The following is a 17279-nucleotide window of genomic DNA, read 5'->3' as shown; positions in this document are numbered from 1 at the left end:
CTCGCTCGCGATAGGGCTCGCAATTCACTTTAGATCGCGTGGACCTTATCGTCGGAATGCCGCCCAGACCAAGCTCTGCTCCCACAAGGGGCATTCGTCGCCTGCAATGAATCTGAAAGGAGAAACCCATGAACCTAGTGCAATTCGAACTCAGCAATGGCCAGCGTCGTGTCGGTCTGGTAGACGGCGATCTGATCCGTGAAGTGCAGGGCGCACGCAGCGTGCGTGATCTGGCGTTATCCGCCATCGACGCAGGTACCGGTCTGGCTCAGCAGGTCGATAAACAGGGTCTCGGCGAAAGCCATGATTACGCGCAATTGTTGCAGGACCTGCGGATTCTGCCGCCGCTGGACCATCCCGATCCTTCGCATGTGCTGGTCAGCGGAACCGGTCTGACTCATCTGGGCAGCGCCTCCGCGCGGGACAAGATGCACCAGCAGGCGGGCGACGAAGCGTCGATGACCGACACCATGCGCATCTTCAAGTGGGGCGTGGAGGGCGGTAAGCCTCAAGCCGGGCAGGCGGGCGTGCAGCCTGAATGGTTTTACAAAGGTGATGGCAGCATCGTCGTGCGCCCCGGCGCGGACTTCTCGCTGCCGCCGTTCGCCGAAGATGGCGGCGAAGAGCCTGAACTCAGCGGCCTGTATGTGATTGGCAACAACGGCAAACCGTATCGCCTGGGTTTCGCCATCGGCAACGAGTACTCCGACCACATCATGGAGCGTCGTAATTACCTGTATCTGGCCCACTCGAAATTACGCGCCTGTTCCTTTGGCCCGGAACTGCGGATTGGCGAGTTGCCACAGAACCTGTCCGGAACCAGCCGCGTGCTGCGCGGCGGTGAAGTGATCTGGGAGAAGGAGTTCCTCAGTGGCGAGGCCAACATGTGCCACAGCCTGGAAAACCTCGAATACCACCACTTCAAATACAGCCAGTTCCTGCGTCCTGGGGACGTGCATGTGCATTTCTTTGGCACCGCGACTTTGTCCTTTGCCGATGGCGTGCGCACCCAGCCGGGGGATCAGTTCCAGATCAGCCAGGCGGAGTTCGGCAAGCCTTTGGTGAACGGGATCGAGAAGACCGAAGCCGCGTTTTTGCCGGGCGGGATTGGGCAATTGTGAGGGGCTTGACCCGTTGGAATGCGATTTAACCTGTGGGAGCTGAGCTTGCTCGCGATAAGAGCACTGCAGATATCAGGTCAATTTGCGTCCAGCCTTGTCGCGAGCAAGCTCAGCTCCCACAGATAAATCGCGTTTTAGTTCAAGTCAGTACCAACATCCGACACTCCAATAACAACAAGGAGGTGCGCACATGACCACCCACACTTCGCCAATCGAAGCGTTCGACGAGGACGCTTTCGAAGACAAGATCTATCGCAAGGTTAATTGGCGGATCATCCCGCTGTTTATCCTCTGCTTCCTGTTTGCCTATCTGGATCGGGTCAATATCAGTTTCGCCAAGCTGCAGATGCAAAGCGATCTGGGTTTCAGCGAGACGGTCTATGGTCTTGGTGCCAGCCTGTTTTTCGTTGGTTACTTTCTGTTCGAAGTGCCGAGCAACATGCTCCTGCACAAGATCGGTGCCCGGGTTTGGATTGCGCGGATCATGGTCACGTGGGGCATCACCTCGGCGTGCATGATGTTTGTGCAGACCGAGTTCTGGTTCTACACCCTGCGTTTTCTGATCGGGGTCATGGAAGCCGGATTCGTGCCTGGCGTGTTGTACTTTTTCACTCAGTGGTACCCGAGCAATCGTCGTGCCCGGGTCAATTCCTATTTCAAAAGTTCTATTTGCCTGTGCGGCATTGTCGGCGGGCCCATCGCCGGTCTGATCCTCGGCCATTTCGACGGCGTGCTGGGCATGCCCGGCTGGCGTTGGCTATTTCTGCTTGAAGGCCTTCCTTCGGTCCTGCTCGGCATCGTGGTGTTCTGGTTCGTCTGCGATCGCATCGAAGACGCCAAGTGGCTCAACGACGCCGAGAAGAAAGTGGTGCTGGCGCGCATGGCCCGGGAAGTACAGCCCGAGACACCGCAAAGCTTCAAGGACATCTGGAAACACCCGACTACCTACGTGATGTCGGTGATTTACCTGTGTCTGGTCATGGCCCTGACCGGTTTGCTGTTCTGGATGCCGCAGCTGATCAAAAGCGCCGGTGTTGCTGACACCATGACCATCGGCTGGCTGACGGTGATTCCCTACGTGGGCGCAGTGGTCGGCAATTTGCTGATCGGTGCGAGCTCCGACCGACGCGGTGAGCGGCGTTGGCACATGGCGGGCTGTGCGTTATTCACGGCGGCGGGGTATCTGGTGTGTGCCGTCTTCCCCGGTCAGTTGCTGCCCTTGATGGTCGGCATGACCATGATCATGACCGGCATCATCGCCTGGATGCCGATTTTCTGGACCATCCCGCCACGCTTCCTCAGCGGTCTTGCGGCGGCGGCAGGTATTGCGCTGATCAACTCCATTGGACAACTGGGCGGGATCATCGCGCCGTTCATGGTCGGGCGGGTCAAAGATCTGACCGGTGCAGCGACTCCGGCGTTGTACGTGCTGTGCGCAGTCTGCGTGCTGGCCATGGCACTGATTATCTGGGGGATTCCGAACCGTTATTACGTGCGCGAAACCACTCACGACAAACCCTCGGCGGGCGCAGTTGAAGCGACTGCCTGAAATTTACGGTGGTTCTGTCCAAGGTGGTTTTGGCCTATCATTCGCGCTTTTACACAGACGAAGACTGCCATGACCACCACCCCGACGACGATGAGCGCAGCCCTGAAAGACGCCACGATGCTGGAAATTGACGGGCTGCATGCCTGGGATTTCTTTCTGGGCGACTTTCTGACCCTCGAGTGCATGGATGGTCGCGAGCGCAAGACCTGGCGTTTCACGATGGAGCAGGTCAATGCTGCGACGTTCGATGAAGTTCAGGACTGCTGGCTGATCACCGACGGTACCCATGATTACCGCATGAAATGCCTTGAAGCGTTCACCCCGACCAAGGATGACGAGGACGACGCGCAGGAGGACTGACCCCCGATAAAACCAATCAGCGGCAAGCCTGTCTTAACGTTGTTCGCGCGTCGATGGCGCCCAATAACAACCTGAAAAAAGAAGGCTCTGCCCATGACTCGTACATTTCTGCCTTGGCTGGCACTGGCCGGCGCAATGAGCGCTTTTCCCATACAGGCGCAAAGCATGACTGAATACGACGTACTGATTGGCTCTTACACCCAGGCTTCCAGCGAAGGTATCTATCGATACCGCTTTAACAGCCAGACCGGCCAGCTGGATGCCAAACCCCTGCAAGTGATCAAGACTGACAACCCGTCCTGGCTGACCCTTTCCAAGGATCAGCGCCATCTGTTTGTGGTCAACGAGAACGGCCCCGGTGGTAAGGATGTAGTCGGCAAGGTCAGCAGTTTTGCGATTGATGCCAAGACCCATCAGGTCACGCCGATCAATCAGGTCAAGAGCCGGGGTGACGAGCCGACGCATTCCAGCCTCAGCCCGGACCAGCGCTTCCTGTTCGTGTCCAACTATGCCGTGCAGCCTGATCCGGGTGGTGCGCTGGCGGTGATCCCGGTGGGCAAGGACGGCAAGCTGTCCGAGGTTGTTCAGGTCAGCAATGATCATGGCGCGAGCAAGGTCAATCCTGAGCGTCAGGCATCATCCCACGTGCACTCCGCGATCCCGACGCCGGATGACAAGTATGTGGTGACCAGTGATCTTGGTGCCGACAAAATGCTGGTGTTCAGCTATGACGGCAATCGCGCCAAGCCTTTGCAACCGGCCAAAACGCCGACCGTGCAATTGCCTGCTGGCAGTGGTCCGCGTCACCTGCTGTTCAGCGAGGACGGCAAGCACGCCTGGCTGACCCTGGAAATGGTCGCGCAAGTCGCGGTGTTTGATTATCACGATGGTGTGTTCAAGCAAACCCAACTGGTGGACTTGAAGAACAAGGATGCGCAGCAGAAAGTCGGCGCGGGTGGCTTGCACTCCTCGCCGGACGGTAAATTCCTCTATGTGGCCAACCGCGGCGAAGCCAACCAGGTGCTGGTATTTGCCATTGATGCCAAAGGGCAGCTCAAGGAAGTGCAACGTCGTTCCGTTGAAGGTGTGGAGCCGCGTGAATTCCGCATCGATCCGAGCGGGCAGTTCATGCTGATTGCCAATCAGAAGAGCAATCAGATCGTTACGGTGAAGGTTGATCCGAAAACCGGCCTGCTGGGTGATACGGTGCAAAAGCTCGACTTTGACTCGCCTTCGGATTTCCGTTTCCTGACCGGCAAGTGATCCTGAAGAACCTCAAGCCCTTGATTTACGCGGGCCTGGGGTTCTATCAATTCAAGTGATATGAGCTAGTGCTACAAAACATTTCGACTGAAGCGCTCTCGGGGGTAAGTTTGAGTCACGGCCAAGACGGTCAAGACTTGAAACCTAGTTCCACTTAGCATCCGAGGGTTAACGCCATGAACTTCAATATCTTCTCCATCATTGCCGCGTCTGCCATTTCCGCCACTGTTGCATTGCCCGCTCAGGCCAGTGTTGATGTGACAGACAAAAAGAATCACGCGACTCAGACTTACACCCCTAAATACTTGCAGCAAAGTGCTAATTTCTACGCAGCACTGGATCACAAGACTCAACAATGAATAAGCGATTGAATCCATTCCCGGTTAACGAATGTATCGCTACCCGGGAATGGATTCGCAAAAAACACTGTTGTTGATGGTTGTTTGTTAATAGATCACGCCGCTTTCGCGAGCATGTTCGCTTACCCAGGTTTTTGCGACCGTCTGATCATCGCGTATCAGAGCCATGCAAATTCTGCCAGTGAGCCTGCTCGCGAAAGCGCCGAATGAGTCCCTCTTGGCCCGCGTCTCTCATAGGATGCGGGCTTTTTTTATGCGAATTTTTTGTGGCGTTCATATGTGGGAGCGATGCTTGCCCGCGATTCGGTTCAAACTCTATCGCGGGCAAGCACCGCTCCCACAAAGGATCGGGTTTCAAGGCTGGATGTTTAATAGGGCTAATTAAGGCGCTCAATAATCAACCCAACTGATATTCGCTATCTCCAGCCATCGTTTTTCAATACTCCGGTTTTCCGCGATCCTGTCGGCCTGGAAACACAACACTGGAAATTACGGAGTTACACCCATGGCCACTGCCATTCTTCATTCAATCAAACAAGGCGCTTACATCGCCATTTCGCTTTATGTGGTTTTTATTGCAGTGGTCACTGTTACCAGTATGAATCCGCAACTGACAACACCCTCAACTCAAACCCTGGTTGATCGCGCAGCGCTGACTACTCAGGAGCGTGCGTCGTGAGTGGCGGCAAAATGTGGGTCACTGCGGGCCTTGCAGTCATGATAAATGGCAGCACGTTGTTGGGCATTGGTCAGAACTCGGTAGGCGGGGTGGCGCGCAATATCGAATGCCGTTATGAGATTGCGCAGGCTATCGAGTTATCAAGGGCGCAGAAAGTGCAGGCGGGGAACCGGCCGGAGAAGGTTGGGGTGGTTGTTTGATGGACGGGACGATGGATTTCTCTGTGGGAGCGAGGCTTGCCCGCGATAAGGCTGAATACGATAGTCCTGATATCTGCGGTGCCCTTATCGCGGGCAAGCCTCGCTCCCACAGGGACAGTGTGCTCCTGAAATCCGTTTTTACTTCACCATCACCGCTTTAAACAATGCTGACTGAATGAACCGATCCAGCCAGCCACGCAACTTCGGATACGGACTCGTCGCGAACCAATCCGGATCCACCGCGCTGAACTGCCGTATGAACGGCGCTAGCGCGATGTCGGCCAATGTCACCTGATCCGTTATCAGAAAATCCCGGTGCTGCAAGCGCGCTTCCAGTTTCTGCAAGAAAACCTCGCCCAGTTGCCGGTAATGTCCCTGGGGATATTCCGGGTGGCGCACGAAGTATTTGTAGCGATCCAAGTGTTGCTTGAACGCCTGATCGTTCTCTTCGATCAGCGCCTGAATGTCCCGGCGGCCGTCGCCGTCGTCGATCAATAGCCAGTTGTCCGTGTCGTTTTGCGCCAGTGCCCAATGCATGATGTCCAGACTCTGCTCCAGCACCTGGTCTTCAAGCACCAGTACTGGCACCGTACCTTTCGGCGAGCGCTCAATCATCTCCGGCGGTTTGGCCTTTAGGCTGACTTCGTGGATCTGCACTGTGCAGCCTGCGTAGCGCAAAGCCATGCGAGCGCGCATGGCGTAAGGGCAGCGACGGAATGAGTAAAGCACGGCCGTCATCAGTGGCTGACCTCGACCGTACTCAAGCCATTGCCCTGACGCTTAACCTGAATCTGCACTGGAATCCGTTCGTGCATCTCCTGTACGTGAGAGATCACGCCAACCTTACGACCTTGAGCCTGCAAACCATCCAGCGCATCCATGGCCAATTGCAGGGATTCCGGGTCAAGGCTACCGAAGCCTTCGTCGATAAATAACGATTCGATTTTCAGTGTGCTCGACGCCATTGAGGCCAGACCCAGGGCCAGTGCCAGTGACACCAGGAAGGTTTCGCCGCCAGACAACGAATGCACCGAGCGCAGTTCGTCGCCCATCTCCGTGTCCATGACCAGCAAGCCAAGCATGCTGCCACCGCGCTTCAAGCGATAACGCCGTACCAGTTGCTTGAGCTGGGCGTTGGCGTGATGCACCAGCAAATCAAGGTTGTAGGCCTGGGCGATCTTGCGAAACTTGTCGCCTTCGGCCGAGCCGATCAGCGCCGCCAGTCTTGCCCAGCGCAGGTATTCACTGTGGGCATTGGCGATCTTTTCCTGCAATTCGCGGCTGGCGTTGTTGCGGCGTTCGTCTTCGCTCAGTTGGGCGCGCAGATCAGCACATTGCTGTTCCTGTTCAGCGCACAGCTTTTGCGCCTCCAGCAAGGCGGCGTTCAATTGTTCGACATCCGTCACATCGCTGTGATGGGCCTGATGCTGTTGCAGTTGTTTGTCCCGTTCCTGAAGCAGGATGCGGGTTTGCTCCAGGGTCTTTTCGCTCTGCTGCAATTGTTGGCGCAGCTGGCTGACACCTTCGTCGCTGTAACCGAGCAGCACTTCCAGGGCGGCATCATCCAGTTCGGGATGAGCGCTGCGCCATTGAGTGATTTGTTGATCGAGTTCGGCCAACTCTTGCTGCAATGCCTGCAAACGCGACTGTTCGCTTTCCAGCCCGGTGGCCAGTTTGATCAACTCGCTGCGTGCCTGTTGCAGCTCATCGCTGGCGGCAGTTTGAGCGCGGCGCGCATGTTCCAGCGCGGTCTCGAGTTGCTGTTGCCATTGTTCGGCACTGGCGTGGCCATCCAGCATTTCAGTCAGGCGTTGCTGGCTGGCGTGTTGCTGGGCTTGCAGGTCGGCGAGGCGTTGTTGCTGCTTCACGCGCTCCTGTTCCAGATTGTGCTGGCTGTCCTGTTCGCGTTCGATCCGGCGTGCGCGCTCGGTGTGCTCCTGTTGCTCTTCCTGCTGGCGGTCCAGTTGTTCCAGACGCTGAGCAATGTCGTTGTCCAGTTGCATGAAACTGTCGGTGGCCGCTTCACGCCAACGTTGCAAGCTTTCGGCGGGCAGCAGCGGTTCGAACTCTTGCAGTGCGGCCTCAAAGGCTTGATTGTCCAGCGCGATATTGCGTTGCTGATCGTCAAGCATTTTCATCGCGTGCTGGCTGGCATCACGGGCGCTTTGTACGTTTTGCTGCAACTGTTCGGCGTCTTGCTGCACTTTGAGCAACACTCGCTGGCGTTGCTCGCTGGTGGCGATTTCTTCCGTCAGCGCATGCAGCCGCTCGCTCAACCAGTCACCGCGAATCGGCTCGGGTTGTTCCAGCAAGCGCGCGTAAAGCGGATGCGCTTCAAGTTCAGGCGCGAGCTTTTGCAACTGCTCTGTAAGTTGTTCCAGTTGCGGCCGGGCCTGTTTGAGACGGGCATTGAGTTCGGTGACTTCGGCACGCAACTCGGCGAGTTTTTCGCTGAGCTGACTGACCTTCAACCGCGCACTGTTTTCCTCGCTGTCGTCATGGCCGGACAGCGCCTGGAGCAGGGCGTCGGACTGATGATAAGGATGGTCTTCGCTGCCACACACCGGGCACGGTTGTTGATCAACTAACTGACCGCGTAGCTCTTCAACGCTGGCGCTGCGGGCCAGACGCTGACGTTGCAGCAACTCGACGGTGACTTTCAGCGCCTGCTCGGCAGCTTCGTGTTCGGTCTTCAGTTGCAGGCCGCTGGCAATGCTTTTATTGCGCTGCTCGTTAGCTTGCTGTTGCAGCAACTCGACATCCTGCAGACGTTTCTCGATGTCCTGATGGCGTTGCCAGATGCGCTCTAGTGAATCGATCGCGATGTGTTGCTGACGATTGTCGTGGAGCAACTGACCCAGGCGCTGGATCTCGGCATTGACCGCTTCGGCCTTGACCTGCGCTTCGCTGTACAGCGCTTGCAGGGCGTTGCGCCGGTCCGTCAGTTCCTGCTCGGCACGGGTCGAATTCTTTTCCAGCTCCGGCAGTTCTTCACGGCCTTTATTCAATCGGGCGCTGAGTTTCACGGCTTCCTGCAAGCGCGGCCGATAGGCCGTCCACGCTTTGCTCAACGGGGCGAGTACGGCGCTTTTTTCCAGTTGCTCGGCAATGGTTTGCAGGCGCTCATCCAGCAAGCGCTGCTGATCGAGCAACTGATTCAACGCCGCATGGCTGTCGGCCTTTGTCCGCTCGGCTGCTTCGGCATGGAGCGTTGCGTCCTGCACTTCTTTGTTCAGGTGGGTGAGGTTGCCTTGCTGCTCGAACGCCTGACCAATGATCGGTGCGGCGGTTTTTTTCTGTTGCTCGGCCTGTTCGAGCGCGCCATTGGCGCTGAGCAGCTTTTCTTCAAGGCCGGTTTGTATCGCATGCAGGTCATTCTGGCGTTGCGCGTGTTCAGCGATTTGCGCACTGAGCGGGCTTAACTGTGCTTCGAGTCGATGGCGCTGGGCGAACAGGTGCCGTTGCGGGGCGAGACGTTCCAACTGGCCGAGCAACTGACGCTGGCTGTTCTGGTTTTCCCAGTCTTGCTGGGCGCTGGCCAGTTGTTCACTGGCGCTCTGGTGTTCGTCACGCAAGCGTTGTAGCTCGGTCAGCCACTGCTGTTTGAGTTCCAGCTGACGCTGTTGCGCTTGCTGGGTCTTGAGCTGTTGCTGGGCTTCGCTGAAGTGTTGCTCCAGTTCTGCGCGCTGCTCCGGCGGCATGGGCGCGATGCCCGTCGCCATTAGCTTGAGATCCTCGTGGATCTTTTCTGCCTCTTTGCTCTTGCTGAAAGCCCGGCGTCCCAACTGACTGTAGATCGCCGTGTCGGTGAGCTTTTCCAGCAGTTCACTGCGCTCTTTGTCATCCGCCTTTAGGAAGGCGCTGAATTCGCTCTGGGCGAGCATGACCGCCCGGGTGAACTGCTCGAAGTTAAGGCCCAGACGGGCTTCGAGCATGGTTTTGTATTCGCTCTTGTTCTGCGTGCTGAGGATCTGCTCGCTGTCCAGATCAGTCAGGGTCTGGCGGCTGGCCTGGAGTTTTTTCGTCGCGTTGTCCCGTGCGCGGTTGGTTTCCCAGCGAGCGCGGTAGCGGCGTTTGTCGATGCCGACGAAATCCACCTCGGCATAACCGCTGCCGGTGCCACGCCGTAGCAAGGTGCGCGGATCGTTGGTGCTGATGTCGCCGTCGATTTCCGGAACCCGCGACTGGCCGATGTTGCTCAGGCGTGGAATCGCCCCGAACAGTGCCAGGCACAACGCGTCGAGCAAGGTGCTTTTGCCCGCGCCGGTAGGACCGGTGATCGCGAACAAGCCAGCGCTGGCCAGTGGTTCTGCGGTGAAATCCAGTTCAAACGGGCCAGCCAGTGAGGCAAGGTTTTTCAGGCGGATGGCGAGAATTTTCATGGTTGTTCGCTCTCCAGCTGGACTTCCTGCAGCAGCGTGGCGAAGTCGCTCAGGGTTTGTTCGTCGACCTCGCTGCCATAGTTATCCAGCCATGCGCGGCTGAACAATTCTTGCGGGCTGAGCTGATCCAGTTCGATCAGGTCTTCGTCGTTGTCGCCACCGTCACTGCTGCCTTTACCGGCATATTCCGCACCGATGCGCACCAGTCGCACGGCTTTGCCTTGCAGGGCCTCTTCGATCTGGTTACGCAGGTCCGGCTGTGGCTCGTCCAGGCGCACCCGAACTTCCAGCCATGGCTGACGATCAACGTCGGCCAGCAGGTCGATGTCCGGTAAGTCCTTAAGCTGCAACAGCAACTCGGCCAACGGTGCCGGACCGATTCGTTGCAAGTTGACGGCGCGGGGGATCAGCAGGGTTTCGACGCTGCGCAGTTGTTCGCCGTCGCAGTCGATCTCGAGAATCTGGTGCTGATAGCCAATCTCCGAAAATGACAAGGGGATCGGCGAGCCGCTGTAACGAATACGCTCTTCGCCATTGACCCGCTGCGGCTTGTGCAAATGGCCAAGGGCGACGTAAGTGATGCTCGGACCGAACAGGCTGGCGGGCAGGGCTTCGGCGTTGCCGATGATCAGGCTGCGTTCGGAGTCTTCTGAGACCGAACCACCGGCCATGTGCGCGTGGCTGATGGCGATCAGGGCCTGACCTGGCTGACGCTTGAGGTTGGCCGCCTCGATCAGCAGTTCATGCACGCGGCCAATACCGCGCAAGTAGTCGTCGCCCAGGGTTGCGCCGGTGACTTCAGCGGGGCGCAAGAAAGGCAGGGCCAGGCACCATGCGCCGATTTCGCCTTTGGCGTCCGGCAGTGGCAGCAGCAGGCGCTCGACATCCAGGGTGCCGTCATCGAGCCACAGCACGCGACCCAATGCATGGGTACGCAAGCGGCGCATCAAGGGCGCGGGCAGTTCGATTCGCGAACCGGAATCGTGGTTGCCAGCGATCATCACGATGGTCAGCAGCGGTTGCTGCTCGTGGGCGCTGACGATGAAATCGTACAGCCGCTCCTGGGATTTAACCGGCGGGTTGACCGTGTCGAAGATGTCGCCAGCGATCAACAGCACATCGGGCTGCCGCTCTTTCAGTCGGGCCAGCAGCCAGGTCAGAAAGCTGGCGTGTTCGAAGTCCCGCTCCTGGCCATGAAGGTTCTGGCCGAGGTGCCAGTCGGAGGTGTGGAACAGTCGCATGGGTAATCTCAATCCTGAAATGGTGACTTGGCGGGGTGAATGCGCTTTTGAACCTGTGCAATTTTTATGTGGTAGCGAGGCTTGCCCGCGATAAACGATAACGCGGAGTCTCTACCACCTGCGTCTCATGTATCGCGGGCAAGCACCGCTCCCACATGGAACCGGGTTTGCCGCGAGTTAGCGCGGTACCACAGGCCATGCGCAGTCGGCCAAGGTTTTCTATTTTGGATACAACGGCGGCAAGCTCTGCTCGGTCGTCGGGTCCTGAATGTTTTCGGCGGCGGGCAGTGTACGTACTGCTCGCCAGAGTTGTTCGCCCAGCCACAGTTGGCCGGTTTCGCTGTACAGCGCGCCATTGAGACCATCCAGTGCGTCGGACAGCGGCACGAAGCGGGCGGCCATGTCGGCCAGGGTTTCCGGTTGCTGCCGCGCCCAGGCATCGAGTGCCTGACGAGTCGCCTGCGGATCATTGGCCAGGCTGGCGCGCTTGAGGTCATCGAGCACCGTACGCGGGCTTGGCCCGGTTTGCACGGCGCGGGCGACGGCGGGCTGACTACGTGCACGCCACCAGAGAACAAAGCCGATCAGCGTGGTCAGGGCAAAAAACAGCGTGCTCATCTGCCATGGCCATACCGGCGGGCCAATAACGGTAACGCCGTTCAAATCGCTGCTGACCGGCGTGTCTATCGCCAGGCTGGGGTTGATGCTGACCTGCAAGGCTCGGGCGGGCAGGCTGGTATGTTCCAGATGGTCTTCAAGGGTGTTCCACCAGACCACGTCCACGCTTGGCAAATCAATGGCACCGGGACGAGTTGGCACCAGTGCCTCGCGCTCTTCGCGGGTGCCGGTCAGGCCTCGGTCGCTGGTCACGTTGGCCAGCTTCGGCTGATCCGGATAACGTCGCAGAGCGCTGACTTCAGTGGCAGGCAAGGGCGGCAGTTGTGCACCGGACAAGCCTTCGACCTTGAGGGTAATGGTGCGTGTCAGGGAGTCGCCCACCTGACTGCGGCCCGGCTCCGGGCTCCAGCTTTCGCTCAGGTTGACGCTGCGCGCGGGCAACCAAGGCGCATCGGCAGGGTAGTTGGCGGGTTTGGCTTTGACCGTCAAAGGCAACTGCGCAGAGCTGACGCGCATGACTTTGCCCGGCTGCGGCCCGAACGGTGTGCCTGGCTCATTGTTGGATGGTCCGTCACTGTTAGGCTGGACCAGCGTGGCGCTGAACGTCTGCGGCGGGATTACCAGCGTGCCGCTCTGTTGCGGATAAATCGCGTAGCGCATCTCGATCACGCCGTGACGGATGCCATTGATGAGCTTTTCATAGGTGCGCGATTCGCCGAGCTTTTCGACCCGCGCTTCGGGCACTTCCAGCGGGCTCAGGTTGCTGTCATCGAACAGCGACACCGAGTGATAGACGCGCAGGGTCAATACAGCCTGGGCCTGAACGTAAACGTTGTCTTTATCCAGGGTCGCTTCGACGAACACTGGAGCCTGTTGGCTGGCGTGATCCGGGTTTTCGCTTTGCACGACTTGCAGGATGATCGGCTGGCTTTTCAGTGCGCCCAATTGCAGTGAAGGCACCTCGACTGAGCCGGTCTGTTTCGGTAACAGGGTAATGATCCAGCGCGTAGTGGCCTGATTTCCGCCGTCCAGCGTGTTGAGCCGGTTGATCTGGCGGGTGCCGCCTACGTCAAAGCTGCCTTCAAGAGCGCTCAGGTCAGGTTTGCCGAACTGGGTGACGTCGCTGGTTTCCAGCGTCAGCTCCACCGTTTCCCCGGAGTTGAGGCGCGTGCGGTCGACACTGGCCACCAGTTCCGCAGCCTGATTGGGCAGCGCAACGAGGCTGAGCATCAAGCCGAACAATAGGGGATAGGCACGACTCATTGGGTGTTTTCCTGACGCTGTTGCTGTTCGTACCAGAATTTACGCCTTAGCAGCTCGCCGGGATCGTCCGGAATCTGCCGCAGCCATTGTTCAAGTGCCTGACGCCGTTCGCCATTGATGGTGCCGTCGGCTGGCCGGATCGGTGGTCGGGTGGTTTCCTCGTCATCCATGGGCGAGCCGGATTGTGGATTGCTTTTCGTTTGCGCAGACGATTCACCCGGGGACGGTTCCACGTCAGCACTGTTTGCCTCGGTGGGCTCAGTGGCTTGCTGGTCTTCGGAGCGTTGACTGGCAGCGGCTTGATTTTGCGGGTTCTCACCATCGTTATCATCGTCGCGGGTTTGAGCCTGATCAGCGTCATCGGGTTCCGCAGCTTTCTTCTGTTCCAGTGCTTCTTCCACCAGCGCCTTGTTTTGCAGCGCAGCCTGCAAGTCTGGCTGGCTTTCCAGCGCCTGTTCATAAGCGTCCAGCGCGGCTTCCAGGTCTCCGTTGCGTGCCAGCGCATTGCCGCGATTGTAATGGTCGGCGGCGCTGTTGCCTTCGGCGAAGCGCTGGGCGGCGCTGGCGTAATCCCCGGCTTGATAGAGAGCGATGCCTTTCCACTGTGGGTTTTCGAAATGTTGTGCGGCCTGGGCAGGGCGTTGCTGTTCAAGCAGTCGCTGGCCCTGTTGGTCGGGACGCAACCACAGATCGGCAAACTCGAAGGCATAGCTGTTTTGCGGCAGCACCATCAGCAACGGCAGGCAGAGCAACCAGCCACGACGCCCGGCGCAGGCGGCCAACAGCAACAGTGGCAGCAGGAACCAGTAGCCCTGATCGGTCCAGCTGTCGAGCTGGATCAGTTGTCCGTCGTTTTGCACTTGTTTCGGGCTGTCGAGCAGGCCCAACTCACGCAGGTCGTGATCGTCCATGCGCAGTTGTCGATACTGGCCGCCGACTTGCCCAGCGAAGTCCGTGAGGCTGGCACTGTCCAGACGCGGCAGCAGAATCGCGCCCTGATCGTCTTTGAGCAGACCGCCTTTTTCCTGCTCGACCGGGGCGCCTTCTGCGGTGCCGACACCGAGAATCAACAACGGAGGCGACTGGCCGGTCAGCGCCTGACGGATGCCCTGACGTTCCTGCTCGCTCAATGACGAACCGATCAACAGCAAGCGCCCGCGCCCCAGTTCGCCTTGCTTGAGCAGAGCCAGTGCCTTGTGTACCGCCAGATCGGCACGATGCCCGGTCTGCGGCATGATCGACGGTTTGACCGCGTCCAGCAGGTTGCGAATGGTGATCTGGTCATCGGACAGCGGCACCAGCGTGTGGGCGCTGCCGGAGTAGACGATGATCGCCGTTTGCGAGTCGCTACGCGCCTGCAACAAGTCCAGCAGTTTGCGTCGGGCTTGTTCCAGGCGGGTCGGCGGGGCGTCGGTGGCCAGCATTTCCGGGGTCAGTTCCAGCAGCACCACCAATGGATCAACCGGCTTCTGGCTCAGTTGTTCAACCCGCTGCCAGCCAGGGCCGAGCAATGCGAGCAGCGCCAGCAGCCAGGCGATGCCGAGCACCATCCACGGTTTTTTACTGTCGCGTCCACGGCCGCCGCTGAGCAGTACGGAATGGAACGCTGCGGGCAAAATCATCTGCCAGCGCCCGGCACGTTTCTGTCGGTGCCAGAGTTGCCAGAGCAGCCAGCCCAGTAACGGCAGAAGCAGCAACCACCAAGGGCGGAACCAGTGCGGCCAGAGCGCGATCATTGGCGGCGTCCCAGACGTTTGACTTGTCGCTCGACCCGCTGACGCCAGTGCTGGCCGTCGCGGATGAAGCGTTGGCGATTGAGCAGCCGATGCACGGGGTTGTTTGGCCAGCGTTCATGCACCACCAGTAACACGCTGCATAGCATCGCCAGCGCCAACGGCCAGTGATAAAGCGCGTGGGCCGGACGTGCCTGAGTCTGTTGTTGGGCGACAGGCTCCAGCGCATCGAGGGTCTGGCGAATTTTTTCCAGCTGGTCGCCATCCCGTGCGCGGAAGTATTGGCCACCGGTCAATTGCGCGATTTCCTTGAGGGTCGGCTCATCCAGATCCAGGCTGGGGTTCAGCCCGAGCATGCCCAGCGAGCCTTCTTTGTTCGGGTCCGAGCCGATGCCGATGGTGTAAATCTTCACCTGTTGCTCAGCCGCCAGACGCGCAGCAGTAACCGGATCAATCTGCCCGCCGTTGTTGGCGCCATCGGTGACCAGTACCAGCACGCGGCTCTGTGCCGGGCGCTGTCGCAGGCGTTTCAGGGCCAGACCAATGGCGTCGCCGATCGCGGTGTTTTTACCGGCGATGCCGATTCGCGCTTCATCCAGCCAGACGCGCACGGTGTGGCGGTCAAACGTCAGCGGAGCCTGCACGAACGCCTGGCTGCCAAACAGGATCAGCCCGACGCGATCACCTTTGCGGCCTTGCAGAAAGTCGCCCAGCAGATGCTGAACCAGCACCAGACGGCTAACGTCGTCGTTCTTCCACTCCATGTCCGGATAATCCATGGAGCCGGAAACATCCACCGCCACCAGCAGATCCCGGCCACTGGACGGAAGGGGCAGAGGTTCACCCAGCCATTGCGGACGGGCAGCGGCCACCAGCAGCAACAGCCAGATCAGAATGAACGGTAATTGCTGACGCCAGCCGGGCAGGGCGACTTTGGCCCTTCTTCCGACCAACTCTTCGAGATCACCGAGGAAGCTGACCTTGAGCGCCGCTTCGCCACTGTCGGCGGTCGGCAGCACCAAGCGCATCAGCCAAGGCAACGGCAGCAGGGCGAAAATCCACGGCCAGGCGAACTCAAACATGTTTGCGAATCCAGGTTTCAACAGATTGCGTCAGGCCATTGATGGCCTTGTCGTCGAGTTTGCATTCGGGTTTGTACGCGCCTTCCACCAGCACCATCCAGCGGGTCAGGCCTGCGGCGGGGCAGCGGTTGTCGAGAAATGCCAGCCATTTACGGCCATTCAGCGTATGGCTCTGGCTGTACGGATAATGGTTGCGGCACAGTCTTTTCAGCAGGCCATTGATTTGCTGCAGCCATGCGCCTGCGGGAGCCCCATCGTACGGTTTTGGCATGTTGGCCAGTTCGGCCAGCGCAGCGATGCGCACCGGGTCCAGTGGTTGTTCGGCGCGACGAACCCGGGTCTTCACCGGCAACAGATGCCGCATCCGCCACAACCCCCAACCGGCCAACGGAATCAACAGCAGCAATAGCCACCAGCCCGGCGCCAGCGGCCAGAAGCCCACGGCTGGCGGGGGGATCAGCGGTTGCAGTTGGTCCAGCGGGTTCATTTGCGTTTCACCGGACGCTGGGCGTTGAGGTATTCACGCAGCTGCTCGACCATCTCCTGCTGGGTGCTCAAGGGCATCAACAGCACGCGCAGTTTCTTCGCAAGCATTTCCCAGCGGTCTTTACGTGCTTCACCCTGGGAGCGGTAGGCCTGACGAAGTTCAGGGTTCAGGGTGTCCATCTCCAACTGCGCGCCACGCTCGGCAAAGCGCAAGAGGCCGGAGGCGGGCAGGGCGTGATCCAGCGGGTCGGATAACGGTAATAGCAGCAGGTCGCAATGCCGGGACAGCAGGCTGAGCTGTTGTTCAGCGGCATCGGACAGCGCGCGCTCGTCACACAGCACGATCACCAGACTGCCCGGCCGCAGCACTTCCCGGGCGCGGCGCAAGGCAATGCCGAACGCATCGCGGTCGGCAGCGGTTTCCGTGTGCAGTGACTGGTTGACCCGCACCAAGCGGTTGAGCAATTGCAGCAGGCTTTGCTTGCTGCGCCGTGGTTTGATTTCGTAATGCTCGTTGTCGCCAAACACCAGGCCGCCGACCCGGTCGTTATGGATCAGCGCGGCCCAGCCGATCAGTGCCGCAGCCTGGGCGGCGAGCACTGACTTGAACATCAGGCCGGAGCCGAAAAACAGCCTGCGGCTTTGCTCGACCAGAATGAAAATCGGACGTTCGCGTTCTTCGTGGAACAGCTTGGTGTGTGGCTCTTGAGTGCGGGCCGTCACTCGCCAGTCAATGCTGCGCACGTCGTCGCCGGCCTGATAAACCCGGACCTGATCAAAATCCACACCCCGACCGCGCAGCTTGGAGTGGTGCAGGCCAATCAACGGGCTGCGCTGGCTCGGGGTGGAGAACAGCTGGACTTCGCGGACGCGATGACGCATCTCGATCAGCTCCGTGAGGCTGACGCGAATACCCGGCTGGGGGATCAGGAAGGGTTGCATG

Annotated in this window: 15 protein-coding genes; 7 read left to right on the top strand and 8 right to left on the bottom strand. The window is 59.1% G+C overall.

Going from position 1 to position 17279, the window contains the following annotated elements:
* Window positions 1-128: 128 nt before the first annotated feature.
* From araD1 to ABRP31_RS18720, 7 genes are all read left to right on the top strand, one after another.
* Window positions 129-1121, top strand: a complete 993-nt coding sequence (araD1, locus tag ABRP31_RS18750) for an AraD1 family protein (RefSeq protein WP_349972727.1) — start codon at window positions 129-131, stop codon at window positions 1119-1121.
* A 190-nt stretch (window positions 1122-1311) separates the two neighbouring features.
* Window positions 1312-2670: an MFS transporter gene (locus ABRP31_RS18745; RefSeq protein WP_349972728.1), complete on the top strand. Its 1359-nt coding sequence runs from the start codon at window positions 1312-1314 to the stop codon at window positions 2668-2670.
* A gap of 69 nt (window positions 2671-2739) precedes the next feature.
* A complete protein-coding gene (locus tag ABRP31_RS18740; protein WP_087265593.1) occupies window positions 2740-3030 on the top strand; it encodes a DUF5629 family protein in 291 nt (96 codons plus the stop codon).
* 93 nt (window positions 3031-3123) lie between these two features.
* Entirely contained in the window at window positions 3124-4293 is a 1170-nt protein-coding gene (locus ABRP31_RS18735) for a lactonase family protein (protein ID WP_349972730.1), read from the top strand.
* 176 nt (window positions 4294-4469) lie between these two features.
* Complete coding sequence (locus ABRP31_RS18730) at window positions 4470-4652, top strand: hypothetical protein (protein WP_087265596.1); 183 nt, start codon at window positions 4470-4472, stop codon at window positions 4650-4652.
* A 505-nt stretch (window positions 4653-5157) separates the two neighbouring features.
* Window positions 5158-5331 carry a hypothetical protein gene (locus tag ABRP31_RS18725; protein WP_349972731.1) on the top strand — a complete coding sequence of 58 codons (174 nt, stop codon included), beginning with the start codon at window positions 5158-5160 and terminating at the stop codon, window positions 5329-5331.
* The gene (locus ABRP31_RS18720) at window positions 5328-5531 is read left to right on the top strand and encodes a hypothetical protein (RefSeq protein WP_122397792.1); all 204 of its coding nucleotides are present in this window, start codon (window positions 5328-5330) and stop codon (window positions 5529-5531) included. Before ABRP31_RS18725 ends, ABRP31_RS18720 begins: the two co-directional genes overlap by 4 nt.
* A gap of 138 nt (window positions 5532-5669) precedes the next feature.
* Here the strand turns inward: ABRP31_RS18720 and ABRP31_RS18715 are convergent, their stop codons facing one another.
* From ABRP31_RS18715 to ABRP31_RS18680, 8 genes are all read right to left on the bottom strand, one after another.
* The gene (locus ABRP31_RS18715) at window positions 5670-6269 is read right to left on the bottom strand and encodes a glutathione S-transferase (RefSeq protein WP_349972732.1); all 600 of its coding nucleotides are present in this window, start codon (window positions 6267-6269) and stop codon (window positions 5670-5672) included.
* A complete protein-coding gene (locus ABRP31_RS18710) occupies window positions 6269-9913 on the bottom strand; it encodes an AAA family ATPase (RefSeq protein ID WP_372488893.1) in 3645 nt (1214 codons plus the stop codon). The genes ABRP31_RS18715 and ABRP31_RS18710 overlap by 1 nt, the downstream gene beginning before the upstream one ends.
* Complete coding sequence (locus tag ABRP31_RS18705) at window positions 9910-11154, bottom strand: exonuclease SbcCD subunit D C-terminal domain-containing protein (protein WP_349972980.1); 1245 nt, start codon at window positions 11152-11154, stop codon at window positions 9910-9912. The genes ABRP31_RS18710 and ABRP31_RS18705 overlap by 4 nt, the downstream gene beginning before the upstream one ends.
* 219 nt (window positions 11155-11373) lie before the next feature.
* Complete coding sequence (locus ABRP31_RS18700; RefSeq protein ID WP_349972983.1) at window positions 11374-13035, bottom strand: BatD family protein; 1662 nt, start codon at window positions 13033-13035, stop codon at window positions 11374-11376.
* Window positions 13032-14771, bottom strand: a complete 1740-nt coding sequence (locus tag ABRP31_RS18695; RefSeq protein WP_349972986.1) for a VWA domain-containing protein — start codon at window positions 14769-14771, stop codon at window positions 13032-13034. Before ABRP31_RS18695 ends, ABRP31_RS18700 begins: the two co-directional genes overlap by 4 nt.
* Window positions 14768-15850, bottom strand: a complete 1083-nt coding sequence (locus ABRP31_RS18690) for a VWA domain-containing protein (RefSeq protein WP_349972989.1) — start codon at window positions 15848-15850, stop codon at window positions 14768-14770. The genes ABRP31_RS18695 and ABRP31_RS18690 overlap by 4 nt, the downstream gene beginning before the upstream one ends.
* Complete coding sequence (locus ABRP31_RS18685; protein ID WP_087265608.1) at window positions 15843-16337, bottom strand: DUF4381 domain-containing protein; 495 nt, start codon at window positions 16335-16337, stop codon at window positions 15843-15845. Before ABRP31_RS18685 ends, ABRP31_RS18690 begins: the two co-directional genes overlap by 8 nt.
* Complete coding sequence (locus ABRP31_RS18680; RefSeq protein WP_087265641.1) at window positions 16334-17278, bottom strand: DUF58 domain-containing protein; 945 nt, start codon at window positions 17276-17278, stop codon at window positions 16334-16336. Before ABRP31_RS18680 ends, ABRP31_RS18685 begins: the two co-directional genes overlap by 4 nt.
* Between the last annotated feature and the right edge of the window lies 1 nt (window position 17279).

It is taken from the genome of Pseudomonas caspiana, from assembly GCF_040224095.2.
Taxonomy (GTDB): Bacteria; Pseudomonadota; Gammaproteobacteria; order Pseudomonadales; family Pseudomonadaceae; genus Aquipseudomonas; species Aquipseudomonas caspiana.
This window is presented reverse-complemented; position numbering and strand designations above follow the sequence as displayed.